This window comes from Vibrio sp. B4-6 (genome assembly GCF_963888245.1).
GTDB classification, from domain to species: domain Bacteria; phylum Pseudomonadota; class Gammaproteobacteria; order Enterobacterales; family Vibrionaceae; genus Vibrio; species Vibrio anguillarum.
In genome coordinates this window covers 59,431-81,625 of sequence record NZ_CAWPIM010000055.1, presented here as the reverse complement: position 1 = coordinate 81,625, position 22,195 = coordinate 59,431, and the positions used below count along the sequence as shown (strand labels likewise).

The following is a 22,195-nucleotide window of genomic DNA, read 5'->3' as shown; positions in this document are numbered from 1 at the left end:
AGTAATACGATGTTAGGAAAAGGTATCAAGCGCTGCTTGATATTTTTTCTCTAACGCTTTATTTCCTGCCTTTTTCTCTAACTCTACCAATAATTGAAGCGATGTTTTTTGGTTACCGTAGCGCTGATTAAATTGCATCAAGCGGATGCGAGCTTGCGTGTATTGTTGAGCGTCAATTTCCAATTTAGCTAATTGCAGCAATGAACGAGCTCGATTAGGGTCATGGTCTAATGTTTTTGTAAAATAGTAGCGCGCTTGTTCTTTATCGCCAGATTTTAACGCGCAAAAGGCTGCGTTCTCATAGCTTGCTGGGACAAGGTAATAATAGGGTTGAGCAATGGCGCGGTTAAAATATTCATCGGCTTTTTGATATTCGCCCTGCTTGCACAAAAATGTGCCGTAGTTATTGAGAATATTGCCGTTTTTGGGATGGGCGCGAAGCGCGGTTTGATAGGTTTTACGTGCGGCCTCTGTTTCACCGACAGTTTCGTAATAGTGAGCCATCGCAAGTTGCGAGCGATAGTAAGTCGGCGCATGTTGTGTGGCTTTTTCTAAGTTCTCACGCGCTTTGCTCATGTTGCCATTTTCTAAATAGCCTAGGCCGAGCGCAATGCGAGATTCGGCCATTTCAACCGGATCCGCTTTTACTTCAGGCTCACCTTTTTCGTTCACGGTGACACAGGCCGATAACGTGAACATTATCAATATCATCAGTACTTTTTTCATTATCTGCAGCTCCTAAATCGCTTAGACGCATGATAAGGAAATCAGAAGATCGAGGGGGAAAGAGGAGAGAAGAATGCGAGTCAGTATGCACTATGTTTGATGAAAACCTGAACACCTCATTACTGAGATGATCAGGCATGAAACACTAATCGTCTTTGGTAAATTTATCTTCGCTAAAGTGTTCAAGGTCGTAAGGTGTTTGTTGGTAAACACAGTAGTTTAACCAGTTTGCAAACAGCAAGTGACCGTGGCTTCGCCAACTGGCTACTGGTTTATTATCTGGATTATCATTGGGGTAGTAGTTGACTGGGATTGCGGGTTCCATCCCTTCACCCAAGTCTCGAATATATTCACCATGCAGTGTATGTGCGTCGTACTCAGGGTGACCTGTGACAAACACGTTACGTTTGTCTTTGGTTGAGGCTAAGTACACACCCGCCACATCAGAGGTGGCGAGAATATCTAAATTCGTATGTTCGGCTAAGTATTCTGGTGAGAAATCAGCATAACGAGAATGGGGCGCTAAAAAGGTGTCGTCAAAGCCGCGTAATATCGGATGAAAGGGATGGTGGATTTCATGATGATAAACGCCCGATAATTTTTCTTTGCGAGTTCGTTTGGGCAGATTGTAGAGCAGTTTTAGCCCCGCTTGCGCTGCCCAGCAAACGTAGAGTGTGGAAGTGACGTGATTTTTAGCCCATTCCATCACGCTTTTTAAGTGTTCCCAATAAATCACATCTTCAAATTGGACCAACCCCAAAGGCGCTCCGGTGATGATGAGCCCGTCGAAGTTGCGATTTTTTACCATCTCAAATTGACGGTAAAAGTTCTCCAAATGCTCAGTGGGGGTATTTTTACTTGGGCGCTCATCAATTCTCAGTAATTCAATATCCACTTGCAGCGGAGTATTGGATAACAGGCGCAAAAATTGAGTCTCGGTTTCGATTTTCTTCGGCATTAAATTCAAAATCAAAACTTTCAGTGGACGGATGCCCTGTGTGGCGGCACGTGTTTCTGACATCACGAAAATGTTCTCATGACGCAGTACATCACCGGCAGGCAGTTGGTCGGGGATCTTAATCGGCACAGCTTTCTCCCTAAGCTATTTTTGGACGTCTATACTGCCGAACTTAACTCAATCAAAACCAGATGTCGATAGCAAAATGAATCTTGCTGTGAAATTGGTTACTATTGGATATCCGTTTACTTACCTGTTGGATACACATGGCGCTAACCTTAACTTTGATCAGGGGATTACCCGGCTCAGGCAAAAGCACCTTAGCAAGGACGCTACATGCAAAGCATTTTGAAGCGGATATGTATTTTATCAATGAGAAAGGCAGCTATTGTTATCAGCCAGATAAAATCGAGCAAGCTCATCGGTGGTGTCAACAGCAAGTGGAGCGCTGTTTAGCTCAAGGTGAGGACGTTGTTGTGGCGAATACTTTTGTTCGACAGTGGGAGATGCGAGCTTACCGGCAGTTGGCTAAACGTTACCATGCAACCTTAGTGATTAATGTTTGTCGTGCGCAGTACCAGAATGTTCATGGTATCGATGATGCCACTGTTGAGCGTATGCGTCAGCAGTGGCAGGAATGATTAACTAACGCTTCCGCTGGAGTTGGTAAAAGGCAAGGGCTCCCCAACCAAACACTTGCACCCACAAGATCCCCCACTGAGTGCTGATTTGATCCCATGATGCGCCCATTTTGTTCAAACTAAGAAATCCCTGAATGGCAGGCGTACTGGGAAAGAGGTTGGAGATCCAAATGATAGGGCGTGGAATTGCTTCTAAAGGCCAAATAAAACCAGCTGAAAAAATCAGTGGCATTGAGCTGATTAATACCACTAACGTCACCAATTCTCGCCGCGGTGTAACTGAACCAAGCCAAATGCCGCATAGGCAAGAGGCCAGTAAGAAAGGCAGTAGAAGTAGCAATAAATGCCCCGCACTGGCGAGGGTGTTGACACCATGTGAGGTAAAACTGGCACCAAAGTAGTACATGCTGAGTAGATAATAAACAGCAACCAGGACAATGCTGCGTACCAATATTAATCGTAGCGGTGTGGTATGACTCCAATAGCCATTTCCGTGCTTTTGTGTTCCGCCCATTAATCCTGCCGCCATGATCATGGTTTGTTGTAAGATCAAAACAAACACCGCTGGGACAACGTAATCAACATAACCCATGCGTGGGTTAAAGGTCGGTTTTAAGTTGATGCTTGTGGCGGAATAGTGCTGAGCGGCCAGAGAAAGCGGTTCTCCTTCCATCACTAAACGTGACACTTTACTTTTCGCAGCTAAGGTTCCGCCAGCTTGCGATAAGCCCTCAACGATGGTGCCGTACACTAGAAAGTAAGAGGCATCGCCAGCGTAGGCCAGTGTTGGACTTTTCCCAAGCAGTAGGTCTTTATAAAAATGTTCAGGAATCACTAAAATACCGCTAACTTTGCGGTTAAGAAACGCCTGCTTGGCATCTTCAATGGTACTGTCTCGTTGAATCACTTTGACTTGTGGCGTTGCGTCAACCATGCGTTCTAGTTGGTAACTGGCTTGGCTTTTATCGAGATTGACTATCGAGAGTGTCTGCTCGCGTGGAGTTTGCTGCGTATAAGGCAAAGGGTATAAAAAGGAGTAAAAAACCACGCCACCAAAGACAGTCAACAGCACCACAGGGTTAGTGAATAGCGCTTTTAGCTCTGCTTTAAGTAGAGCAATGAATCGCGTAGTTTCAGTCATGGTTGATTCGCTCGGCTTGCTTGTGTTTACGGATAAGAATCAAAGTGAGCAGCAGCGGCAATGCATAGCCCAGCATTGGCACTAAATACTTCAGTGATGACAACAGCTCAGCGTTATAACTCACTTGGCTTACTTGCACTTCAATGTAGTGACTCACTGGTAGCAGGCTTCGCCACCACTGCGCTAGAGTATTCATATCCGTCACTGGGAACGTAATGCCCATAAACGCAAAACTTGGTGCGGTAAAAGCGCCAGCAAAACTCATCGCTCTGGCCGGATCGAGTGTTAGAAAGAAAAAGAGTGCGCCCATGATCATACAGGCGAGCGTCATTGCAAGTTGTGCGATAATCAATAGAGCAAAACTGCCGTGCATTGGCCACATTAATACTTGATAAAACCAGATTAAAAAACCAATCCCTTGCAACATAAAAATCGGCAGATAACGCATCAATGTTAGCGTTAAAATTCGTAATGGCTTTTCTCCAAGCCACGTTTGCAAACCAAAGTGACGATGGTTTGCAGCCAAAATCATAATGGTACTGACCACGACAACGATTTGCCAAAGAGCGGGTACAACCGCCGAGACTAAAAATTGCGCATAGTTTGTATTGAGATTAAACAGGGGCGTAATCTGTGTCCTGATTGGTACGGCTCGCCCCATCGCACTCAATGTGGTTTGTTGGCTAGTCGCTAGGTTTTTTACGACATCCACTTGGGCATTGAACGTACTTTGTGCTTGAACAATAGCAGAGTTGATCAATCGTCCAACCAAAATGTATTGGCTATTGAAGAAGGTCGATACTTGTGGCTGCTCACCACGAAATATTGATCTATCAAATTGATACGGAATGACAACGTACGCGTAAATGTCACTTTCAATTAACGCAGTTTTGGCTTGATTGACATCTTGGAACTGGTGCGTGACTGCCATGGTCGAGGTTGCATCGAAATCTCTTATCAATTGACGTGACAATTGGCTGTGAGACAAATCGACCACGCCAATCGGCAGATCGCGCACTATCCCTTGTGAAAAAATCCACCAAATACTGAATGCCAATACTATGGGTATCCAGCTTAGGCTAGACAATAGCCAAGGGTCATGGCGCAGCAGAGGCCATTGAGGGCGAACCTGAATTGACATAAGGCTTACAGCTCAACCACTAAACTCATTCCCATACGCAAACCTTCGACAGGTGTGGTAGGGCGAGCTTCGATTTCAAAGGTGCGTAAATCAAACCCTTGTGAGGCGTCTGTTGATCGCCATGTGGCGAAATCACCCATCACTGCAATGTGGGAAACGATAAATTCTACTTTGGCTTCTAAAGCAGGTAAGTAAGCCGTAAATGTTGTGCCTTTCGTAAAATGCTTGAGTTGATCTTCGCGTACGTTGAGCACCGCCCATGAGTCTTGGGTATCCACGACAGTGACGACAGGGAAGCCCTGTGGAGCCAGTTCGCCACTTTGTAGCAGTACTTGGGACACTTCACCGTCAAACCAACTCTCAATTTTAGTATCCGCGGCATAAGCTTCAACTTCCGCTACGGCACCTGCAGCCATACGTTCTTTTTCCGCGGCGGCGAGTTTGGTTTCAGAGCGTGCGCCTTCTTTGGTCATTTGATACATCTGAAAAGCGGCGCTTTCAGTATATTTAGCAGCCTGCCATTGGGTATTCGCTTCATCACGTTTTTGTTCAGCGACGACACCATCACGGTAAAGGTTATTGACACGCAAATAGGTTTTTTCCATTAAATCAGTTGCCGCTTTGGCTTTAAGCCATTGATCTTTCGCTGCTTGAATTTGTTGATCGCGTGCGCCTGTTTCTGCTTCTTTAGCCAGTGCGCCCGCCGCTTTTTGACCCGCAATCGCTTGATCTAATTTAGCTTCAATTTCAGGGCTGTGCAGCGTGAAAATGAGCTGACCACGTTCAACGCTATCGCCTTTGCGCACCAGTACCTGATCAATACGGCCGGGAACTTTTGAGGAAATACTGTATTGTTGAGATTCAATTTGACCTTGTAAGCGGACAGGTTTAGGTTGAGATGCTTGGTAAAAGCGATAGCCTACCCAAGAGATCGCCACCACAGCAGCAAGAGCAATCAGTGTTGGTTTTACGGCTTTCATAAGGCATCCTTTTGAGCAGGTGATTCGTGAGTCATTGATGAGTGCAACAAAATCGCTGATTGTGTGTAGATAGGGAAAGTATTCATTTCACTGGTCAATGCCAGTAACTTATTTAAAGAAAGTAAGTAATTGAAGCTGGCTAATGACTGTTGCGTTTTTATACTAGCAAGGTAGAGCTCTGCATCCACCACATCTAAAGACGTTGCTAAACCCTGACTGAATGCTTTTTGGCGTAGATTCAGGTTTTCATTCGCCAGTGCCAGGCTCGAGTTTAGCCCCATCACTTCTTCCAATGCTTGTTCGGCTTCCAAATAGGTTTTTTCCACCAACACGCTCAAATCTTGCTTAGCTTGCGCCTTTAAGTAACGTACTTGTGAAACTGCGCTGTGCGCTGCTTTGACTTGATCGCTGCGACCCGATGTTTCAATTAACGGAATGTTGACCCCAACACCCACTAACCAATCCGGTTTCATTTGGCTGGCCAGCGAATCGTCTTCATGTAGGCTGTAATCGCCGTAAAGGTAGACTTCTGGATAGTATTTGCCTTTTTCAGCTTTGATCAAGCTGCTTGCTTGCTTTTCTTTTGCTTCAAGTAGTGCCAAGCCCGGATAGGTATTGAGCGTTTGCTCCACAAAAACAGAGAGCGGCGGTAAACGGTCATTAACAAACAGTGAACCACTTGGCTCGACTTTTTCTGTTTGACCTAGAATTTGAGTCAGTGCGCTTTGGGCAATATCTAAGGTTTTTTGTGCTTTTTTGCGTTCAACCGTTGCTTTATCTAATGAGGCTTCAGCTTGTAGCCGTTCCACATGGGCAATTTGTCCTTGTTGCTCTAACTTTAGTGCATTATCACGGTGCTTGGTTAACCCTTGCTCAACGGCTTGGCGAGTCACTAAAACCTCTTTTGCCAAAAGAACACTAAAGTAATATTTGCTCAAGTCTTCATAGCGCGCTTGTGTTTCCATTGCGAGCTGGCTTTGTGCTTCTTCTTTTTTACCTTCCGCAGCGGCTTGTGCGGCGCCGATCCGTCCGCCTGTAAAAATGGGCCAAATAGCGCGAATCGAAGAGCTGAAAATATCTCGTTCGGTGATGGTTGATGTGATGGAGCCAGCACTGGCGAGTATCGGTCCTAAAACTGGCCCCAAAGATGATGGGACAGATTGCCCAGTGCTATCGAATATCTGCTTTCCTGACAAAGTAACATCTTGGTCTAAACGCGTGTAGTTTGCACCAATAGAAACAGCAGGCAAATTAAGACTGTCTGTGGAATTTTCAATATGCTGATAACGTTCGACATTTGCTCGCCCAGCGGCAAGTGAATTATTGCTCTGTTGCAAAAGATCCCATGCTTGTTGAAAGGAAATCGGCGCGGCGAAAGAAGGGGCTGCACCAAGCAGAGTAAAGACGAATAGGCTGAGTGTTTTCGCTTTCATGCTAAGCTCGAGTAATAGTAATTAGAGTTAATGCTCTAGTTTTTTGCTGCGGAAGTCAACAGTGCGATGGGTTGAAATGTCGAAACAACAGCAAGTGATATGCGCTAGCATGAAGCGCATATCACCAAAATTCAATATTTAAATTTAATACTTATGGTAAGAAGGGCAGAGATAATCGGCCCGCCAAACCAATTTTTTGCTACCTCTCACGTTTGTACTGCCTTGCATCGTGGTCAGTACGTCCTTACCCGACATCTGCGGGAAAGCGAGCAGCACTCTCAGGTCATCATTTGACTCAGTCGCTATTTCTTCATAAGCCCGAACATGAGTAAAGGTTGACTGTAAATGGTTAAACAGCATATCTCGGGAAAGGCAAATTCCAAAGGCATCGCGTTTCATTGTAAGTGTCCTTCTGACAATGTTATGAATGGAATCGATAGCAATTGGTATGGTTATTATAGGGCTATCTTTTTGTGAGGTTTCCTCATCATCTTCTTCACTGCACAATTAGTATACAAATGCTTTGGCATTATAAGATAAAATTTTTCTAAAATAGGCGTGATATAGATCACGAAATAACCATGATAATTTTTTATAAAACCTTGTGCATATTCTGCTTGGCAAGTCTTCGAAATAGATTGCAATAAAACGAACCAAAATGGTGCGTGGAATGCGTAGTATTGTTCACAGTTATTCGTTTCTCTCTTCGCTCAAATGTTAAATAAGTGTTAGCTTGTATGCAGAGTTAAAGAGGGATTTATGGTGTGGAGTAGTATCAGTTTTCGTAAGCGTATGCTGATCATAATGACCCTTTCAGGGTTGATTGAATTACTGCTGTTAGTTGCCGCTGGTTTTGTGTACATCAAACATTCTCAAGAAGAAGAGATGGGCTTAAAGGCCTTAGGGGTTGCTTCATTTCTTGCACAAACTCCATCAGTGGTCGATATGCTTGAATCTGGTAGTGGGGTGGATCACCAACAGCGTTATCGAGAGTTAACAAAATTAATCGGTGCAACCTTCATTGTTATCGGCGATCAACATGGGATCCGCTTAGTCCATCCTGTTGATGAACGAATTGGTCTTCCCATGAAAGGGGGAGATAACGATCAAGCTTTGCTACATGGTGAGTCATACGTTTCTTTTGCTCAGGGTTCATTGGGTAAATCCGTGCGTGGAAAATCGGCGGTAAAAAATGCCCAAGGACAGATCGTTGGTGTGGTGTCAGTTGGTTACTTAATAGAACGACTACAAGATAAAATTGAACCTTTTCTTATCTACTTAATTGGGATGGCACTACTGGTAGTGCTGGCGAATGCTGTACTTTCCAGCTACGCCTCACGCCGTTTTCAGAAAGCGATACTCGGTTTTGAACCAGAAGAGATTGGCCGATTGTATGTCGAACTCGATGTCACCATGAGTACCTTAAAGGAAGGCATTTTAAGTATTGATGAGGCGGGTATTCTTCGTTCCATTAATAAAAGTGCGTGTGAGATTTTGGCGATTAACCGAGAGAAAGCGCTTAATCAGCCACTTTCTCTGTTTCTGCCTGAAAGTGATCTCATGAGTGTTATTGAAAATGGCACGCCTGATCACGACATCGAGCTGTATCTCAATCAACAGCGTCTGATCGCCAATCGAAGTCCGATTATTGTTGACGGTAAAGTGGTTGGGGCTGTGTCCAGCTTCCGCCTCCGAGATGAAATCAACGAGTTAACTGAGCAACTCTCCCAAACCAAAGAGTATGCTGAAATGCTGCGCTCTCAAACTCACGAACATCGCAACAAACTCAACACCATCAGTGGGCTTGTACAGATGGGAGAGCTGGAAGCGGTTCAGCATTTAATCGGCCAAGAAACGGCTCATTACCAATCGCTCATTGAATTTCTACGCGAGACAGTTAGAGATCCACTCATTGCCGGAATGCTGCTGGGTAAAACTGAGCGGGCTCGTGAACTTGGTTTGGAGTTAGTTGTTGAAGAGGGATCGCGTCTAGAACCTTTGCCGCAGCGTATCAATGCCGAAGATATCGTCACTATCTTGGGTAACCTGATTGACAATGCATTTGATGCGACACTCACGATGATCCGCAATGAAAAACGGGTGACACAAGAACGACGCATCATTGAAGTGTCACTCAGCGATTATGGTGCCGAAATTATTCTTGAAGTGGATGATAAAGGGTGTGGTTTACCCGAACAAATGTCGCCACAGCAATTATGGCAAAAGGGAGTCTCTAGCAAAGCAAAACATAACCGAGGTGTGGGTTTACACCTGGTAAAACAGTTAGCTGATCGCTATCAAGGGCAGCTAGAAATGAAAAGTAATCAAGATGTTGGAACAAGAGTTACGGTTTATCTGCCTAAGGAAGAACAAGTATGAATACCCGTGTCATGATCATTGAAGATGATATCGCGATTGCGCAATTACATCATCGTTACCTGACACAAATTGAGGGATTTGAAGTCATTGGCATTGCAACGACTCACGCCGATGCCCAATTGCAGTTAGGTATCCTCAAACCCGATTTAGTATTGCTGGATGTTTATCTACCGGATGGTACGGGGCTCGATCTCTTACAGAAAGTTCGAGGCAATAACCAAGGCTGTGATGTAATTTTGATTACTGCAGCGCGCGATGTTGAGACGCTACAACAGGCAATGCGTGGTGGCGTAGTTGATTACTTGCTCAAGCCAGTCATGTTTCCCCGTCTTGAATCGGCATTGAAGAAATACCAAACCCAACAATTAGAGCTGGGCTCCGTGGCTGATGTTGACCAAAACGTAGTTGATAAAATGTTGACAGCCAATACCAGTGAGCTTCCCACTCATCTGCGTCTTCCCAAAGGAATTGATGGGGTTACGCTAGACAAAATACGCCATCTTTTTAATACACCATGCAGTTTGACCGCGGACGAAGCGGGAGAAAAAATTGGCGCAAGTCGAACCACGGCAAGGCGTTATCTGGAATATTTAATCAGCAGTGGTGAGCTAACCGCCGACTTAAATTACGGCACGGTTGGTCGCCCGGAGCGTTGCTATAAAAAAGTTGTGCGTTAGGCCGAGAGATTTAATGGGTTAACCGCATGAAATTTAATGCTATTTAATCACGTCGTTCGTATTGTTGATGATGAATGCTTGCGATCAACTAGACGGCGTTTCAAACCCCATCTAAAGTTTAAGGACAAAAGGCAGATAACATCATGTAGGAGAGAGGATGAACGTAATCAAATATCTGCGTACTATTCTACCTATGTGGCTAATCAGTGTGTTGGCATCATCACCTGCTTATCCCGCTAGTCTTGAAACACTAACGTATTATACAGAGGCCTACCCCCCTTTTAATTTTATGAATCAGGGCAAAATCACTGGAATTTCGGTTGATTTACTTCAAGAAGCCGCTACATTCTCAGGGCATGAGGTGTTATTGAGCCAAATCGTATTGCAACCGTGGGCTCGTTCTTACCGCTCTGCCATCTTGAAAAAAGACGGGGTACTTTTCTCAACAACAAGGACGTCACATAGAGAAGAGTTATTTCATTGGGTAGGTCCAATTGATGAGATTAAAGTGGCGGTAATTGCTCGTAAAGGTAGTAATATCAAACTTGGAGAGCCTTTAGAAATTACCTCTTATAAAATTGGGGTAATAAAAGACGATGTCGGTGAACAGATGCTATTGCAGTATGGTGTCCCAAGAGATTCCATGCAAGAAGCGACCGATGTCACTATGCTTGCAGAGCAGTTAGTGAAAAAACGTATTGATTTGATCGCTTACGATGAGCGCTCAGCTCATTGGTGGATAAAGCAAGCAGGGTATGTACCCGATCAATTTGAAACGATTTATGTGTTAAAGCAGGGATTACTTTACTATGCTTTTAACAAAAATGTAGACCAAGCCCTACTAGACGATTTACAAATGGGTATTGATAAAGTAAAGAACACAGTTAATGAAGACGGTGTTAATCGATATCAAGCCATATTAAACAAATACCAATAACCATTCTGAAGATTAGTGACCAGTATGAGCAACCCAAGTAGTACAATTTTGACAGAGAGTGGTACCAACGAACTTGAGATTATCGAGTTTCATTTAGAAAAGGTACTGCCAGATGGACGCACGAAAACCTGCTATTACGGCATTAACGTTGCGAAAGTTAGGGAAGTGATACAAGTTCCTGATACCACTGATTATCCTAATGCTCAGCCGCATATGATCGGTGTGTTTTCATCACGTGATGTACTGACGCCGTTAGTTGATCTTGCCGGTTGGCTTGGTGTGCCTACTAATCCAAGCCTTGATCGAAAGTTTGTTATCGTGACGGATTTTAACCGTATGACCAATGGCTTTTTGATTGACAGCATTAGTCGTATTCACCGCATTTCTTGGAACGATGTTGAATCGCCGAGTCAGTTTTTAGAAGCGGGTGAGCAAGATTGCGTCGTGGCGGTTGTTCGCAAAGACGGCAACCTGATCATGATTTTGGATTTTGAGAAAATCATCGCTGACATCAACCCTGAATTGAGTATGGAAAAATACGATGTCACGGTGGACAGATCGGTCGACCTCAACCAAAAAATGATCAGCAAACGTAATGCGAAAACCATCATGGTGGTGGATGATTCGGCGTTTATCCGAAGCTTAATACAAGATACATTAAGCTCTGCAGGCTACAACATTATTGCGTGTAAAGACGGTGGTGAAGCCTATGAGAAATTGATGGAAATTGAAAAAGTAGCCAAGTCCGAAAACGTACCCGTGACAGAGTTAGTGAATGCGATCGTAACGGATGTAGAAATGCCGCGCATGGATGGTATGCACTTGTTGAAGCGCTTGCGTGACAGCGAAACTTATAAAACAACGCCGATAGTGATGTTCTCCTCGATCATGAGTGATGATAACCGAGCAAAAGCATTAGCACTGGGTGCTGATGATACCTTGACCAAACCCGAAATTGGCAAAATGGTCACCCTGATGGATAAGTATGTGTTTGCTTGATGTTAGAGTTGCCTATCTTTAGTCAGTAAAGGAGAGCCTCATATGAGGCTCTTTTTACTTATCACCAGCCACATCTTTTATTTGCAATCGAATACCACCGCACATAAACCAATCAAAGGGGCTATAGTTTAGATAGGAAAATATTTTGGAGGTAGGCAGTATGAAGCGAACAAGTAATATGCGAATTACTATGCTGATTTTCTTGGGTTCTATTGCTTTACACACCCAAGTATTTGCATCAGAAATGTCGTTAACCTTACATTTGCCAACACTACAAAATAATACTCATGTTTATTATCATGAGTTATTGCAAAAATCGCTTGAGGAGCAGGGGGTTAAGGTTAATATAATTATTACGCCGGATCATGTACCTCAAAAACGAATTAGTAAAATGGTTGAAAATAATCAATTATCACTGATGTGGTTTTTACAAACTCAAGAACGAGATGAGCGTTATGCGGGCATAAATGTTCCATTGACCAAAGGACTGATTGGTAAACGTATTTTGTTGATTCCACCTCAATTACAACGAACGTTTGATACTATTCATTCGCTTAATGATTTACAAAAAGCGGGATTAACCGCTGGGTTAGGCGTTAATTGGTATGATGTTGAGGTCTGGCGCAATAATAGCTTAAAAGTGTATCAACAAGACGGTGAATGGCGAAATCTCTATCAAAAACTATCTGCAGAAGGGCCGATTCACTATTTTCCAAGAGGTATGAATGAAATTTCCGATGAAGCTAAATCACTTCCGTATCTGGCCATTGAACAGCGCTTGATATTGCAATATCAAAGCGATTTCATTTTTTATCTTAGCCAAGAAACAGAACGCTACCAGCCGATCATTGATCGCGCTCTACGCAAAGCTCAAAACAGTGGTTTAATGGATAAATTGATTGAAAAACATTGGGGTAACAGTTTAGAAGCACTGCACCCTGAAAGTCGTACCATCATTCATTTAGATATCCCTCAATAGGCTATTTTTAGGTTCAATACTTGGCTATTTTTTTATGTTCAGGACTTAGCTATGGGACTAAGATCAAACTCTATTAGATTGGTCAAAATGTAATATTCTTTCACACTTTATCATTCCTCATTCTACGCTTTGTCTTTCCGATCACGTTTTTATCTTGCTCTCTCTGCTTTCCTTTCATCTCATTTACCCTGAGCGTGAGTGAACTCTGTGTTTTTCTTCTCCTCCCTTGGCTCTACGCCCTGAGAGCAAAATGGCAAGGGGGAGGTAATTGGCAGTGTCAAAATTATAACGTTAGCTTAGGTAGATATAGGCATATGTCTACTGATTTATAGGTTTTCTGCCAGCAGTGAGAGCAGGACGAGCACTAACGTTATAAAACGGATTACAACAATGAAAACAAACCTAACGAGAATGACTTTAGCGTTTGCTTCAATTGGTATGCTAGCGGGTTGTAATGACTCGTTAGACGTTCAAGTCATGGATGGGTATTTAACCAATGCCCAAGTTTGGCTGGATGTGAACGGCAATCGTCAATTTGAACAAAACGGACCTCAAGCGTATACCGACCAAAAAGGTATCGCAAAAATTAACGTGGCGGGGCTGCGTGGTGACGTCAAAAATTATTATCTGATGGCTTCTGTCATCAAGGGAAAAACCGTTGACCAAGATATTCCCACCGTCAAAGCGGCGCGCAATTATTTAATGATGGCGCCAGCAAATTATCCAGTGATCAGCCCTTTTACGACTTACCTCAGCGTGCAGATGCAAAATGGTAAGCGAGAGAGTAAAGCATTGGCTGAGCTGAAAAAGGCGCTGCGTATTCCAACTCTGGATGTCAAAGCGGATTATGTCGATAACCACATCTTGGTTGCTCAATCTGCTAAAGCGCTAGCGCAACTGCTACCTGCTACTATCGATGACTCCAGCTTGCCTGAATTGGCCAATACCTTGAAAAAAGCCAGTAAACGGTTTGGCGATGAGATCAAAAAAGCACAGCGAGAAAAGAGCGATATTCGCGATAAAACACTGATGCTTGAAAATGGTGAGCCTGTTATTGGCTTTGATAGCGATAGAGATGGCGTAGCCGATTTGATTGACCACTTTCCTTACGACATCCAAGAGAGTATTGACTCCGATAATGATGGCATTGGCGATCACGCAGACCTAGACGATGACAACGATGGCTGGCCTGATGAAACTGAATTGCGATTAGGGACAGATCCTTATGACGCCTTAAGCTTTGCTGCCGATCTCGATGGCGATGGCATTGCGGATGTCGAAGATGATGATATTGATGGTGATGGGTGGAGCAACGCCGATGAAGCGCGTTTAGGAACGGACGCCAATGATGTTTCAAGCGTTCCTGCTGACCTTGATAGTGACGGTATTACCGATAGCGAAGATGACGATATTGATGGTGACGGCGTGGGCAACGCGCAGGATGTATTCCCACGAGATCGCTTAGAAAGCCTTGATACCAATAACGATGGGCTAGGGGATTTTGCCTCAAGCGACGATGACGGTGATGGCATCCCCGACAGCATTGATCCACAACCGAAACAGGCGGATAACTCGACAACCGAGCCAACCCCAACTTATCAAGAAGCGATCATTTACTACCTGCGTGATGACAATAATTATGACGGCTGGGGACTACACCTTTGGAACAACGGTAGCTGTGATTCTGTTTCTGAATCTGCGCTTAATGGCGTGGATTGGGGAAATCCTTACTTAGCCTCAGAAATCGACCCGATTTATGGAGCGATATATCGCATTCCACTTAAAGCAGAACATGGCAACTGCATGAACTTTATTGTGCACAGTGGCAATGATAAAGCGCTGGGCGGCGATGATTTAGTGCTGGATTTTGTCAAAGGCAATACGCTTTATACGCGCCACGGTAGTGCGGTGTTGAACTATTCTCCGAATGAGCAAATTCAAGTTGCCATTGAGGGCGCAGCTGCACATTGGCTTGCGGTAAATCAACTGGCGTGGTTCGATCACAGCGAAGCGGCAAGCTATGAGCTTTGGAGCCGCGCGCAAGGCAATGGTGATATCGCCCATCCTGAACAATTCATTCATTACCCATTAGCCTTGTCAGGCGTGACAAATAATGCGCATTTCCCACATTTAGCGGGTCGAACAGCCTTCACATTGGATGTGAGCAATGAACAAGCTAAAGCGCTGTTGAAAACTCAGCTACTGACAGTGGCGAGAGATGCTGAAGGTAAAGTACTGGTTGCAACAAAAGTACAGATCCCAGGAATAGTCGATAATCTTTACACGGCGGGCAGCGATGATGCCGATGAAGCGAAACTTGGCGCTTGGATAGACGGTGATAGCGCGCATTTTGCGCTATGGGCTCCGACCGCGCAGCAAGTGGAGCTGTATCTGTATGATCAAGATAAAACCCTTCGCAGTACCTCACCGCAGATGATGGTTGAAGATCCAAACACCGGAGTTTGGCACTATCAAGGTGAGCGCTCACTGAAAAACAGTTTCTATCGTTACCGCGTGCAGGCCTACCATCCTAAAACGGCGCAACTTGAATGGATGACGACGACCGACCCGTATTCGCAATCGCTCAGCACATCCAGCCTTTATTCTCAATTGGTGGACTTAACCGCAGCAGAGTCAAAACCGGACGATTGGGATGCTCAAATTATTCCTGAACTGAGTCATCCTGAAGATAACATTCTTTATGAAGTACACATTCGTGACTTCAGCAACAGTGATAGCAAAGGAACAGCGGAATACAACGGTAAGTACCTTGCCTTCTTGGAAGAAGAACGTGACAGTGTTGCGCACCTGAAAAGTTTAAAACAAGCGGGTTTAACCACCATTCACTTACTGCCAAGCTATGATTTAGCGTCGATTCCAGAAGATGAGCAAAAGCGGGTCGATCTTAATGATACGGTCGCAAAACTGTGTAGTATTAACCCGCAAGCGTCGCTCTGTTCTGATGGCACGTCGATGAGCGCGACCATACTTTCTTTGTTGGAAAAAACCGACCCGGATACACCGCAAGCACAAGCATTACTTGCGGATGTGCGGCCGCTTGACAGCTTCAACTGGGGTTATGATCCATTCCATTACAGCGCGCCAGAAGGCAGTTATGCAGTGCAAAGTGATGGTGTGTCACGGGTGAAAGAGTACCGCCAAATGGTGCAAAAACTGCATCAGCTTGGTTTTCGAGTCGTGCAAGATGTGGTCTACAACCATACCTACTCGTCAGGTTTGTATGACAAATCAGTACTGGATAAAACCGTGCCCGGTTATTACCACCGCTTGAACCCCATCACAGGTGCGGTTGAAAATTCTAGCTGCTGTGACAATACCGCTTCAGAAAACCGTATGTTCGAGAAACTGGTGGCCGATAGTGTCACGATGTGGGCGCAAGATTACAAAATCGACGGTTTCCGTTTCGATCTTATGGGACACCTGATGAAATCAAGCATGCTCAAGATTTATGAGGCGGCGAAAACGGTTGATCCTGACACTTGGTTCTATGGTGAAGGCTGGAACTTTGGTGAAGTCGCCAACGGTGCCAGAGGCGAAAATGCCACGCAATGGCCAATGGCTGGAACGGGAATAGGGACTTATAACGATCGCTTACGTGACGGTGTGCGTGGCGGTGGTCCATTTGATAGCGGTGAGGCGCTATTAACCACTCCGGGTTTTGCTAATGCAGGTGATCGATTTAGTGATGAGCTGAAATCGAAAATGGACTTAATTCGCTATGGCATGGCTGGCAATTTACAAGCCTATCCATTGCAAACCGCCAGCGGCATGACAGTACTTGGCCGTGATTTCCAATACGGTGGTCAAGGCGCGGCCTATACACTTGACCCACAAGAGTCGATTAACTACGTCTCTAAACACGACAATCAAACCCTGTGGGACTTCAACCAATATAAAGCAAAAGCAGAAACCAGCTCAGCGGATCGAGCGCGCATGCAGATCATTGGTCTTGCGCCAGTAATGCTTGGGCAAGGTGTTCCTTTCTTCCATATGGGTTCAGAACTACTTCGCTCAAAATCGATGGCGCGCGACAGTTACGACAGTGGTGATTGGTACAACCGTGTTGACTTTAGCAAGCAGACCAACAACTGGAATGTCGGCTTGCCAAGAGCAGATAAAGATCAGGCCAACTGGAGTGCGATTCAAAGTGTGATAACCAACCCCAATACAGTGGCTTCCGCGCAAGATATCGCATGGACAGACAATGCCTTCAAAGCCTTGCTGGCGATTCGTGCGCAAACACCGTTGCTCAAGCTAATCTCTGAGCAAGAAGTGTTAAATCGTGTTCGTTTCCATAATACGGGGCCAAATGCGCAGCCTGGCATGATTGTTATGTCGGTTAATGATGGTGTTTCAGCTGGTGCGGATCTCGACCCTAACGTTGAGGCCATTGTTGTCGCCATCAACGCCAATAGCGTTGAGCAAAGTGTGGTTATTCCGAACGCGCAGCGCTTTGAATTACATCCTGTTTTACGCACAGCGCAAGATGTGCGCGTCAAAGAGAGCCAGTTTAACAATGGCCGCTTTACCGTTCCAGCCTTAACGGCGGCAGTGTTTGTGATGCCGCAGCAGGGCGAGCAGGGTGCTGGCTTAAGCATTGATGCGCCACCAATTGATGTTGCACCTTATGGTTCAACCACGGTGTACGTGCGTGGTTCGATGAACGGTTGGGGAGTTTCAAATCCATTATCCTATCAGCAAAATGGTCTCTACACGTTTGAAGGTTATCTGACTCCCGGAGTGTATGAATTCAAAATTGCTTCTGAAGATTGGAGCACACTAAACCTGGGTTTTGGTGGCTTTAATATAGCTAGCGGTTCCGCGACATTGGAAAATGCAGGAAATGGCAATATCAAGCTTACCGTAACAGAGCAAGGTGTTTGGAAGTTCACACTGGATGCATCCAACACATCGCAACTGGTGGTTGGCGTTGTGGATACGGGTGTTGACTACGCGTGTTATCAGGACAATAACCCCGCTTGTGATTTGCGAATTTATCAAGTGATGGTGGAATCCTTTGTTGATGGAGATTCAAACGCTGATTACGGCGTTGGTTACGGCAACTCGCACCACCGTGGTGATTTGCAAGGCATCATCAATAGCTTGGATTACATTGCTAGCTTGAACGTTAATGCGTTGTGGTTAACGCCAGTATTTGATTCCTGCGCGGGTCAAAATGGCGATGATAAGCTTGACGCTACGGGCTATTTTGCGTGTGATTATTTCAACGTAGATCCTAACTTTGGCAGCAACGCTAAGCTAAAAGAGCTGATTGATAGTGCGCATGACAAAGGGTTGTACGTGTTATTGGATGGCGTATTTGGTCACACAAGCTCTGTTGGCGTGAAAGCGTCACCGAGCGGCAAGTTGCCTCAGCTTCATGACGGAGAAAGTGGTTATCCGGGCAAGTTGGTCACTTATCCTAGCCAAGCGAGTGAGGCATTTTTCACTGAAGTTACCAGCTACTGGATCCGTGAGTTTGGCATTGATGGCTGGCGTTTAGACCAAGCGTATCAAGTCCCGCTTGAGAGCTGGCGTTCGCTGCGCGCGGCGGTTGAACAAGCATCGCAAGATAACCTCAATGCAGGGAAATCATGGGGCACATTAGGTTATATGGTCGGCGAAGTGTGGCAAGGGGCTGATGACATTACCCTAACTGCGTATGGCAGTGATGCAAACCCAGCGCTCTCCTCTGCCTTCAACTTTCCTTTACGCTATGGTGTGATGCAAGCACTAGCAGTGGAAGAATCTGGTGCAAGCGGTAGCGCTCTGAGTCTAGAAGCCAGTTGGAATAACCGAGCGAAATCGCCTTATCACGCCATGCCAAATCTAATGTTAGGTAACCATGATTTGGTTCGCTTTGGTGACCTGATCCAACGAGGTAATTTAGGCGATTATTATGCGCGACATCTTGCCGCGTTCAGTTTTCTTGCTGCTTATTCTGGGCCAATCACGCTTTATTATGGTGAAGAGATTGGGGATGAAGTCGAAAACTTTGCAGCGCAAGTGACACAAAATTGTGCCGCTGTTGGTTTGTGTGATGATCACGTTGCTCGTTCTAGTGGCAAAGTAGATGGTTCAAGCTTGTCACCACAACAGCAAGCGCTGAAAAACAGCGTCAGTCAATTAATGCTACTGCGCAGCCAATACCCGTCACTGGCTAAAGGGGAGCGGCGTAATGTGTGGATTGACGAGAGTTTGTACGCGGATCTTAAAGTGTACGGTGATGAGCAGATCCTCTATGTGCTGAACACCAGCACCGCGGAGCGGAGATTATCTCTTGATATGGGAAGCGTAAAAGCTGCGACTCAATTGAAGGATTTAATGACTGAAGAGACGATCGCCACGCAAATCGGTACAACGACAATCATCGTTCCGGCTTTAACTGGTCGCTTACTTCGACTGGATTAATCGTTAAAGCAATGAAAGCTCGCTGCGGCGAGCTTTTTCTTTCTTTCTTTCTTTCTTTCTTTCTTTCTTTCGCCTACTAAGACTCTCATTAATGAGCCTCTCGTTTGGTCATTGTCCATTGACAGAAAACACAAGTTGCGACATTTCACTCATTGGCGTAGCTTATCAACCTGAATGACACTCTGGTACACATTCTAGATTCAGCTTACAAGAGAGCCTGCTGCCATGTGGATTAGGTCACCCTCTTCAACAAATCCATAGTAATAAACTGGCCTTTGGGCGGTACTTCGTTTATTAATTAGCGAGTTAGCTAATTACTTCAACATGGTTTTTATCGTATGACCAACATTTTTATCATTGTTGCACTGCTGGTGCTGTTTTTTGTCTTTATCCAAAAGTACGTGATCAAACACGACGATACCAAAGATTACGCTTATAAGAAGAAAGGGGCGTTACTCAATATGTCGGAAGGCGCCTTTCATAACGCACTGAAATCTGCAGTAGGGGAACACGGTGTGGTGTTGGCTAAAGTTTCAATGGCCAACGTGGTTACCCCAGCGGCGAACTTGAATAAAAAGCAGTGGTTCATCGCCAATAACCGAATCGCCAAAAACTATTTTGATTTTGTGGTGTGTGATGCAAGAACCTTAGAGCCGCGAGTCATCATCGAGTTGGATAACGGAAAAGAACTGCATAAAGGCAAGGTAGAGCGTGAAAAATTGCTGATGCATGTGTGTAAGTCTGCCAACATTCCATTGATTGGTGCGAACATCAAACACAGCTATCAAGTGAGTAAACTAAGAAGGTTACTGGCTGCACATATCGATTTGATTGAAACCGATAAAGAAGTGCGTTTTTGTAAAAAATGTGGCAGCCCAATGGTGATAAAAATTGCCAGCCAAGGCGAATTCAAAGGCCGACGATTCTTTACGTGTAGCCGTCAACCACAGTGTACCTATACTGAAAATTATAATGTGGTGTATGAAGTCGGAGAGGATCAAGAACTCTGAGAAGCCCAAAGTGTCGCATCATTTTTGCTGTCATTGACTTGGCAAATACGAACTTGGTTACGTCCATTTTTCTTCGCTTTATAAAGCTCAACATCGGCTAATTTCAGTAGTACATCCAACTTGTCACCTTCACGGTATTCACAAATACCGACACTTAAGGTCAGTTGGATTCGCTTCGAGCCATAAGCGTACAAATGTTGATTAATCGCTTCGCGTAATTTTTCTCCCACATGTTCGGCTTGCGCGATACTGTTATTAAACAAAGTCACACAAAACTCCTCCCCGCCGATACGGTAGAGGTTATCGTCGCCCACAATTTGAGACATTACCTGCGCCGTATCGATCAGCACCTTATCACCGGCATCATGCCCATGGGTGTCATTGACTTGCTTAAAATAATCAAGGTCAATCACCAGAAGACATAAAGTGGTATCTACCTTATTTTGCACAAAGTGAGCGAAGGCATGAGTGAGTGCTAAACGATTGTGAGAGCCCGTCAACGCATCACGAGAAGCAAGATAGCGTAGTGAGTTTTCGGTTTTTTTACGGCTAGATTCAAAAATATGAGCCACTGTCCAAATTCCGCAGTAGCAAAGAAGCAGATTGATCATCAACGGGATTGGATCATAAGCTTCATTCCATAAGGCTTGATAATAAATGTTGAACAGTTGCGGAATGAGTGCGATGCCCGTAGCGAGGCGGCCATGCTTAACCCCTAGCAATAGGTAAAAAAGTACTGGGAAAAACGTGGTCCATAAAAATAGACCATTACTTAAAGGCTGGATAAAAGTCCCTGCGCTGATAATAAAGATTAGAAAATAAACGTAGATACGAATATGAGTAGCTGAATGTGTTTGTTGCTTTGCAATCAAGTAAACGTAATAGGAGTAACACATGAAGACAAATTCTAATGCTGCTAGCCCGTAGCTGTAAGTGTAAAAAATGTTAAATAGGACGAAGAAAAATGCAATAGCGGTCAGCAGTAAGCTTAACCCACAAAGTACAGAGGCTCTCAAATGATGAGAATGGTTGAATAATCGCGCATCCATGTTACGTCACCGTATTGCATATCGAAGATATTGATAAAGGTTATAGTACGAGATAATTGGTCCGAATCAATGGATAATCTCACATAACTTATACAATGAAATAAATTGGACAGCTTACACCTATTGTTGATCCGGTTATTGTGCTTAACCCCAGAGTTGTGAATAAAAAACAGACAAGCTGGTGATAGATAAGCCAACTGGCTCAAAAACAAAGAAAATAGACTTGCACACAGCAAAAACAGCCGTTAATATCCACTCCGTTCTGAAGATATGCGTCCGTAGCTCAGTTGGTTAGAGCACCACCTTGACATGGTGGGGGTCGGTGATTCGAGTTCACTCGGACGCACCATTTCAGTTGCATGTATCATGCTCAAGAACAAAAATTTGGGTCTTTAGCTCAGTTGGTTAGAGCGTCTGGTCGACATCCAGAAGGTCGTTGGTTCGAATCCAATAAGACCCACCAAATTCAAACAAAGCCCGCCACGTGCGGGCTTTGTTGTATCTATGACATACCAAATCAGTATTAGACGAAAAACCCACGCAACGTTATAGCGGAAAATTATTTAACAGCGAAGATGGATTTTATCCTCTAGGAAAAATAAACATTATTCCGAGCATGTTGTTCATTGATTATGTTCCGCAATCGCCCGATTGGATTTAAGTTTGGACTGTATGGCGGTTTTCATCACTGCCATACAGGCAGCTTAATTAAA

16 protein-coding genes and 2 tRNA genes are annotated in these 22,195 nt (G+C 44.7%); 10 read left to right on the top strand and 8 right to left on the bottom strand.

All coding sequences use genetic code 11. The annotated features are described in order from the left end of the window. Positions 1 to 12: 12 nt before the first annotated feature. Positions 13 to 726 (bottom strand): type IV pilus biogenesis/stability protein PilW, encoded by a 714-nt coding sequence (pilW, locus tag AACV20_RS13245; RefSeq protein WP_170907446.1) that lies wholly within the window; start codon positions 724 to 726, stop codon positions 13 to 15. Positions 727 to 871: 145 nt separating this feature from the next. Next, a complete protein-coding gene (gene metA / locus AACV20_RS13240; protein ID WP_013856656.1) occupies positions 872 to 1,813 on the bottom strand; it encodes a homoserine O-acetyltransferase MetA in 942 nt (313 codons plus the stop codon). Positions 1,814 to 1,950: 137 nt separating this feature from the next. On the opposite strand from metA, the gene AACV20_RS13235 reads away from it, so the two are divergent. After that, the gene (locus AACV20_RS13235; RefSeq protein WP_026027357.1) at positions 1,951 to 2,325 is read left to right on the top strand and encodes an ATP-binding protein; all 375 of its coding nucleotides are present in this window, start codon (positions 1,951 to 1,953) and stop codon (positions 2,323 to 2,325) included. Positions 2,326 to 2,329: 4 nt separating this feature from the next. Here AACV20_RS13235 and AACV20_RS13230 read toward each other — a convergent pair whose 3' ends face one another. The 5 genes from AACV20_RS13230 to AACV20_RS13210 form a co-directional block, all read right to left on the bottom strand. Further along, positions 2,330 to 3,466 (bottom strand): ABC transporter permease, encoded by a 1,137-nt coding sequence (locus AACV20_RS13230; protein ID WP_170907445.1) that lies wholly within the window; start codon positions 3,464 to 3,466, stop codon positions 2,330 to 2,332. Then, positions 3,459 to 4,607, bottom strand: a complete 1,149-nt coding sequence (locus AACV20_RS13225; protein WP_088728902.1) for an ABC transporter permease — start codon at positions 4,605 to 4,607, stop codon at positions 3,459 to 3,461. The genes AACV20_RS13230 and AACV20_RS13225 overlap by 8 nt, the downstream gene beginning before the upstream one ends. 5 nt (positions 4,608 to 4,612) lie before the next feature. Continuing rightward, positions 4,613 to 5,587, bottom strand: a complete 975-nt coding sequence (locus AACV20_RS13220; protein ID WP_170898498.1) for an HlyD family secretion protein — start codon at positions 5,585 to 5,587, stop codon at positions 4,613 to 4,615. Further along, the gene (locus tag AACV20_RS13215; RefSeq protein WP_170907444.1) at positions 5,584 to 7,020 is read right to left on the bottom strand and encodes a TolC family protein; all 1,437 of its coding nucleotides are present in this window, start codon (positions 7,018 to 7,020) and stop codon (positions 5,584 to 5,586) included. Before AACV20_RS13215 ends, AACV20_RS13220 begins: the two co-directional genes overlap by 4 nt. Before the next feature lie 144 nt (positions 7,021 to 7,164). After that, positions 7,165 to 7,419: a hypothetical protein gene (locus AACV20_RS13210; protein ID WP_013856662.1), complete on the bottom strand. Its 255-nt coding sequence runs from the start codon at positions 7,417 to 7,419 to the stop codon at positions 7,165 to 7,167. Between the two features lie 360 nt (positions 7,420 to 7,779). On the opposite strand from AACV20_RS13210, the gene AACV20_RS13205 reads away from it, so the two are divergent. From AACV20_RS13205 to AACV20_RS13175, 7 genes are all read left to right on the top strand, one after another. Then, positions 7,780 to 9,399 (top strand): ATP-binding protein, encoded by a 1,620-nt coding sequence (locus AACV20_RS13205; protein ID WP_088732552.1) that lies wholly within the window; start codon positions 7,780 to 7,782, stop codon positions 9,397 to 9,399. Next, the gene (locus tag AACV20_RS13200; protein WP_170907443.1) at positions 9,396 to 10,076 is read left to right on the top strand and encodes a response regulator; all 681 of its coding nucleotides are present in this window, start codon (positions 9,396 to 9,398) and stop codon (positions 10,074 to 10,076) included. Before AACV20_RS13205 ends, AACV20_RS13200 begins: the two co-directional genes overlap by 4 nt. A gap of 157 nt (positions 10,077 to 10,233) precedes the next feature. Further along, on the top strand, positions 10,234 to 11,013 hold the full coding sequence (locus tag AACV20_RS13195) for a substrate-binding periplasmic protein (protein ID WP_019282559.1): 780 nt from the start codon (positions 10,234 to 10,236) through the stop codon (positions 11,011 to 11,013). 24 nt (positions 11,014 to 11,037) lie between these two features. Next, the gene (locus AACV20_RS13190; protein ID WP_026027355.1) at positions 11,038 to 12,012 is read left to right on the top strand and encodes a chemotaxis protein; all 975 of its coding nucleotides are present in this window, start codon (positions 11,038 to 11,040) and stop codon (positions 12,010 to 12,012) included. 160 nt (positions 12,013 to 12,172) lie between these two features. Continuing rightward, on the top strand, positions 12,173 to 12,991 hold the full coding sequence (locus AACV20_RS13185; RefSeq protein WP_019282558.1) for a hypothetical protein: 819 nt from the start codon (positions 12,173 to 12,175) through the stop codon (positions 12,989 to 12,991). Positions 12,992 to 13,381: 390 nt separating this feature from the next. After that, the gene (pulA, locus tag AACV20_RS13180; RefSeq protein ID WP_170907442.1) at positions 13,382 to 19,423 is read left to right on the top strand and encodes a pullulanase-type alpha-1,6-glucosidase; all 6,042 of its coding nucleotides are present in this window, start codon (positions 13,382 to 13,384) and stop codon (positions 19,421 to 19,423) included. A 338-nt stretch (positions 19,424 to 19,761) separates the two neighbouring features. Continuing rightward, the gene (locus AACV20_RS13175) at positions 19,762 to 20,433 is read left to right on the top strand and encodes a DUF2726 domain-containing protein (RefSeq protein WP_013856668.1); all 672 of its coding nucleotides are present in this window, start codon (positions 19,762 to 19,764) and stop codon (positions 20,431 to 20,433) included. On the opposite strand, the gene AACV20_RS13170 is transcribed toward AACV20_RS13175, so the two are convergent. Further along, on the bottom strand, positions 20,421 to 21,482 hold the full coding sequence (locus AACV20_RS13170; protein ID WP_170907441.1) for a GGDEF domain-containing protein: 1,062 nt from the start codon (positions 21,480 to 21,482) through the stop codon (positions 20,421 to 20,423). The two genes, AACV20_RS13175 and AACV20_RS13170, sit on opposite strands and share 13 nt — an antisense overlap. Before the next feature lie 272 nt (positions 21,483 to 21,754). On the opposite strand from AACV20_RS13170, the gene AACV20_RS13165 reads away from it, so the two are divergent. Then, a tRNA-Val gene (locus AACV20_RS13165) sits at positions 21,755 to 21,831 on the top strand. A gap of 37 nt (positions 21,832 to 21,868) precedes the next feature. Further along, a tRNA-Val gene (locus AACV20_RS13160) sits at positions 21,869 to 21,945 on the top strand. Positions 21,946 to 22,195: the final 250 nt, after the last annotated feature.

Excerpts from the sequence above, each read along its gene's own strand:
- AACV20_RS13175 (WP_013856668.1), top strand. The coding sequence starts at position 19,762 with ATGACCAACATTTTTATCATTGTTGCACTGCTGGTGCTGTTTTTTGTC.
- AACV20_RS13205 (WP_088732552.1), top strand. The coding sequence starts at position 7,780 with ATGGTGTGGAGTAGTATCAGTTTTCGTAAGCGTATGCTGATCATAATG.
- AACV20_RS13235 (WP_026027357.1), top strand. The coding sequence starts at position 1,951 with ATGGCGCTAACCTTAACTTTGATCAGGGGATTACCCGGCTCAGGCAAA.
- AACV20_RS13215 (WP_170907444.1), bottom strand. The coding sequence starts at position 7,020 with ATGAAAGCGAAAACACTCAGCCTATTCGTCTTTACTCTGCTTGGTGCA.
- AACV20_RS13200 (WP_170907443.1), top strand. The coding sequence starts at position 9,396 with ATGAATACCCGTGTCATGATCATTGAAGATGATATCGCGATTGCGCAA.
- AACV20_RS13220 (WP_170898498.1), bottom strand. The coding sequence starts at position 5,587 with ATGAAAGCCGTAAAACCAACACTGATTGCTCTTGCTGCTGTGGTGGCG.
- AACV20_RS13170 (WP_170907441.1), bottom strand. The coding sequence starts at position 21,482 with ATGGATGCGCGATTATTCAACCATTCTCATCATTTGAGAGCCTCTGTA.
- AACV20_RS13230 (WP_170907445.1), bottom strand. The coding sequence starts at position 3,466 with ATGACTGAAACTACGCGATTCATTGCTCTACTTAAAGCAGAGCTAAAA.
- AACV20_RS13225 (WP_088728902.1), bottom strand. The coding sequence starts at position 4,607 with ATGTCAATTCAGGTTCGCCCTCAATGGCCTCTGCTGCGCCATGACCCT.
- pilW (WP_170907446.1), bottom strand. The coding sequence starts at position 726 with ATGAAAAAAGTACTGATGATATTGATAATGTTCACGTTATCGGCCTGT.
- AACV20_RS13195 (WP_019282559.1), top strand. The coding sequence starts at position 10,234 with ATGAACGTAATCAAATATCTGCGTACTATTCTACCTATGTGGCTAATC.
- pulA (WP_170907442.1), top strand. The coding sequence starts at position 13,382 with ATGAAAACAAACCTAACGAGAATGACTTTAGCGTTTGCTTCAATTGGT.
- AACV20_RS13185 (WP_019282558.1), top strand. The coding sequence starts at position 12,173 with ATGAAGCGAACAAGTAATATGCGAATTACTATGCTGATTTTCTTGGGT.
- AACV20_RS13210 (WP_013856662.1), bottom strand. The coding sequence starts at position 7,419 with ATGAAACGCGATGCCTTTGGAATTTGCCTTTCCCGAGATATGCTGTTT.
- AACV20_RS13190 (WP_026027355.1), top strand. The coding sequence starts at position 11,038 with ATGAGCAACCCAAGTAGTACAATTTTGACAGAGAGTGGTACCAACGAA.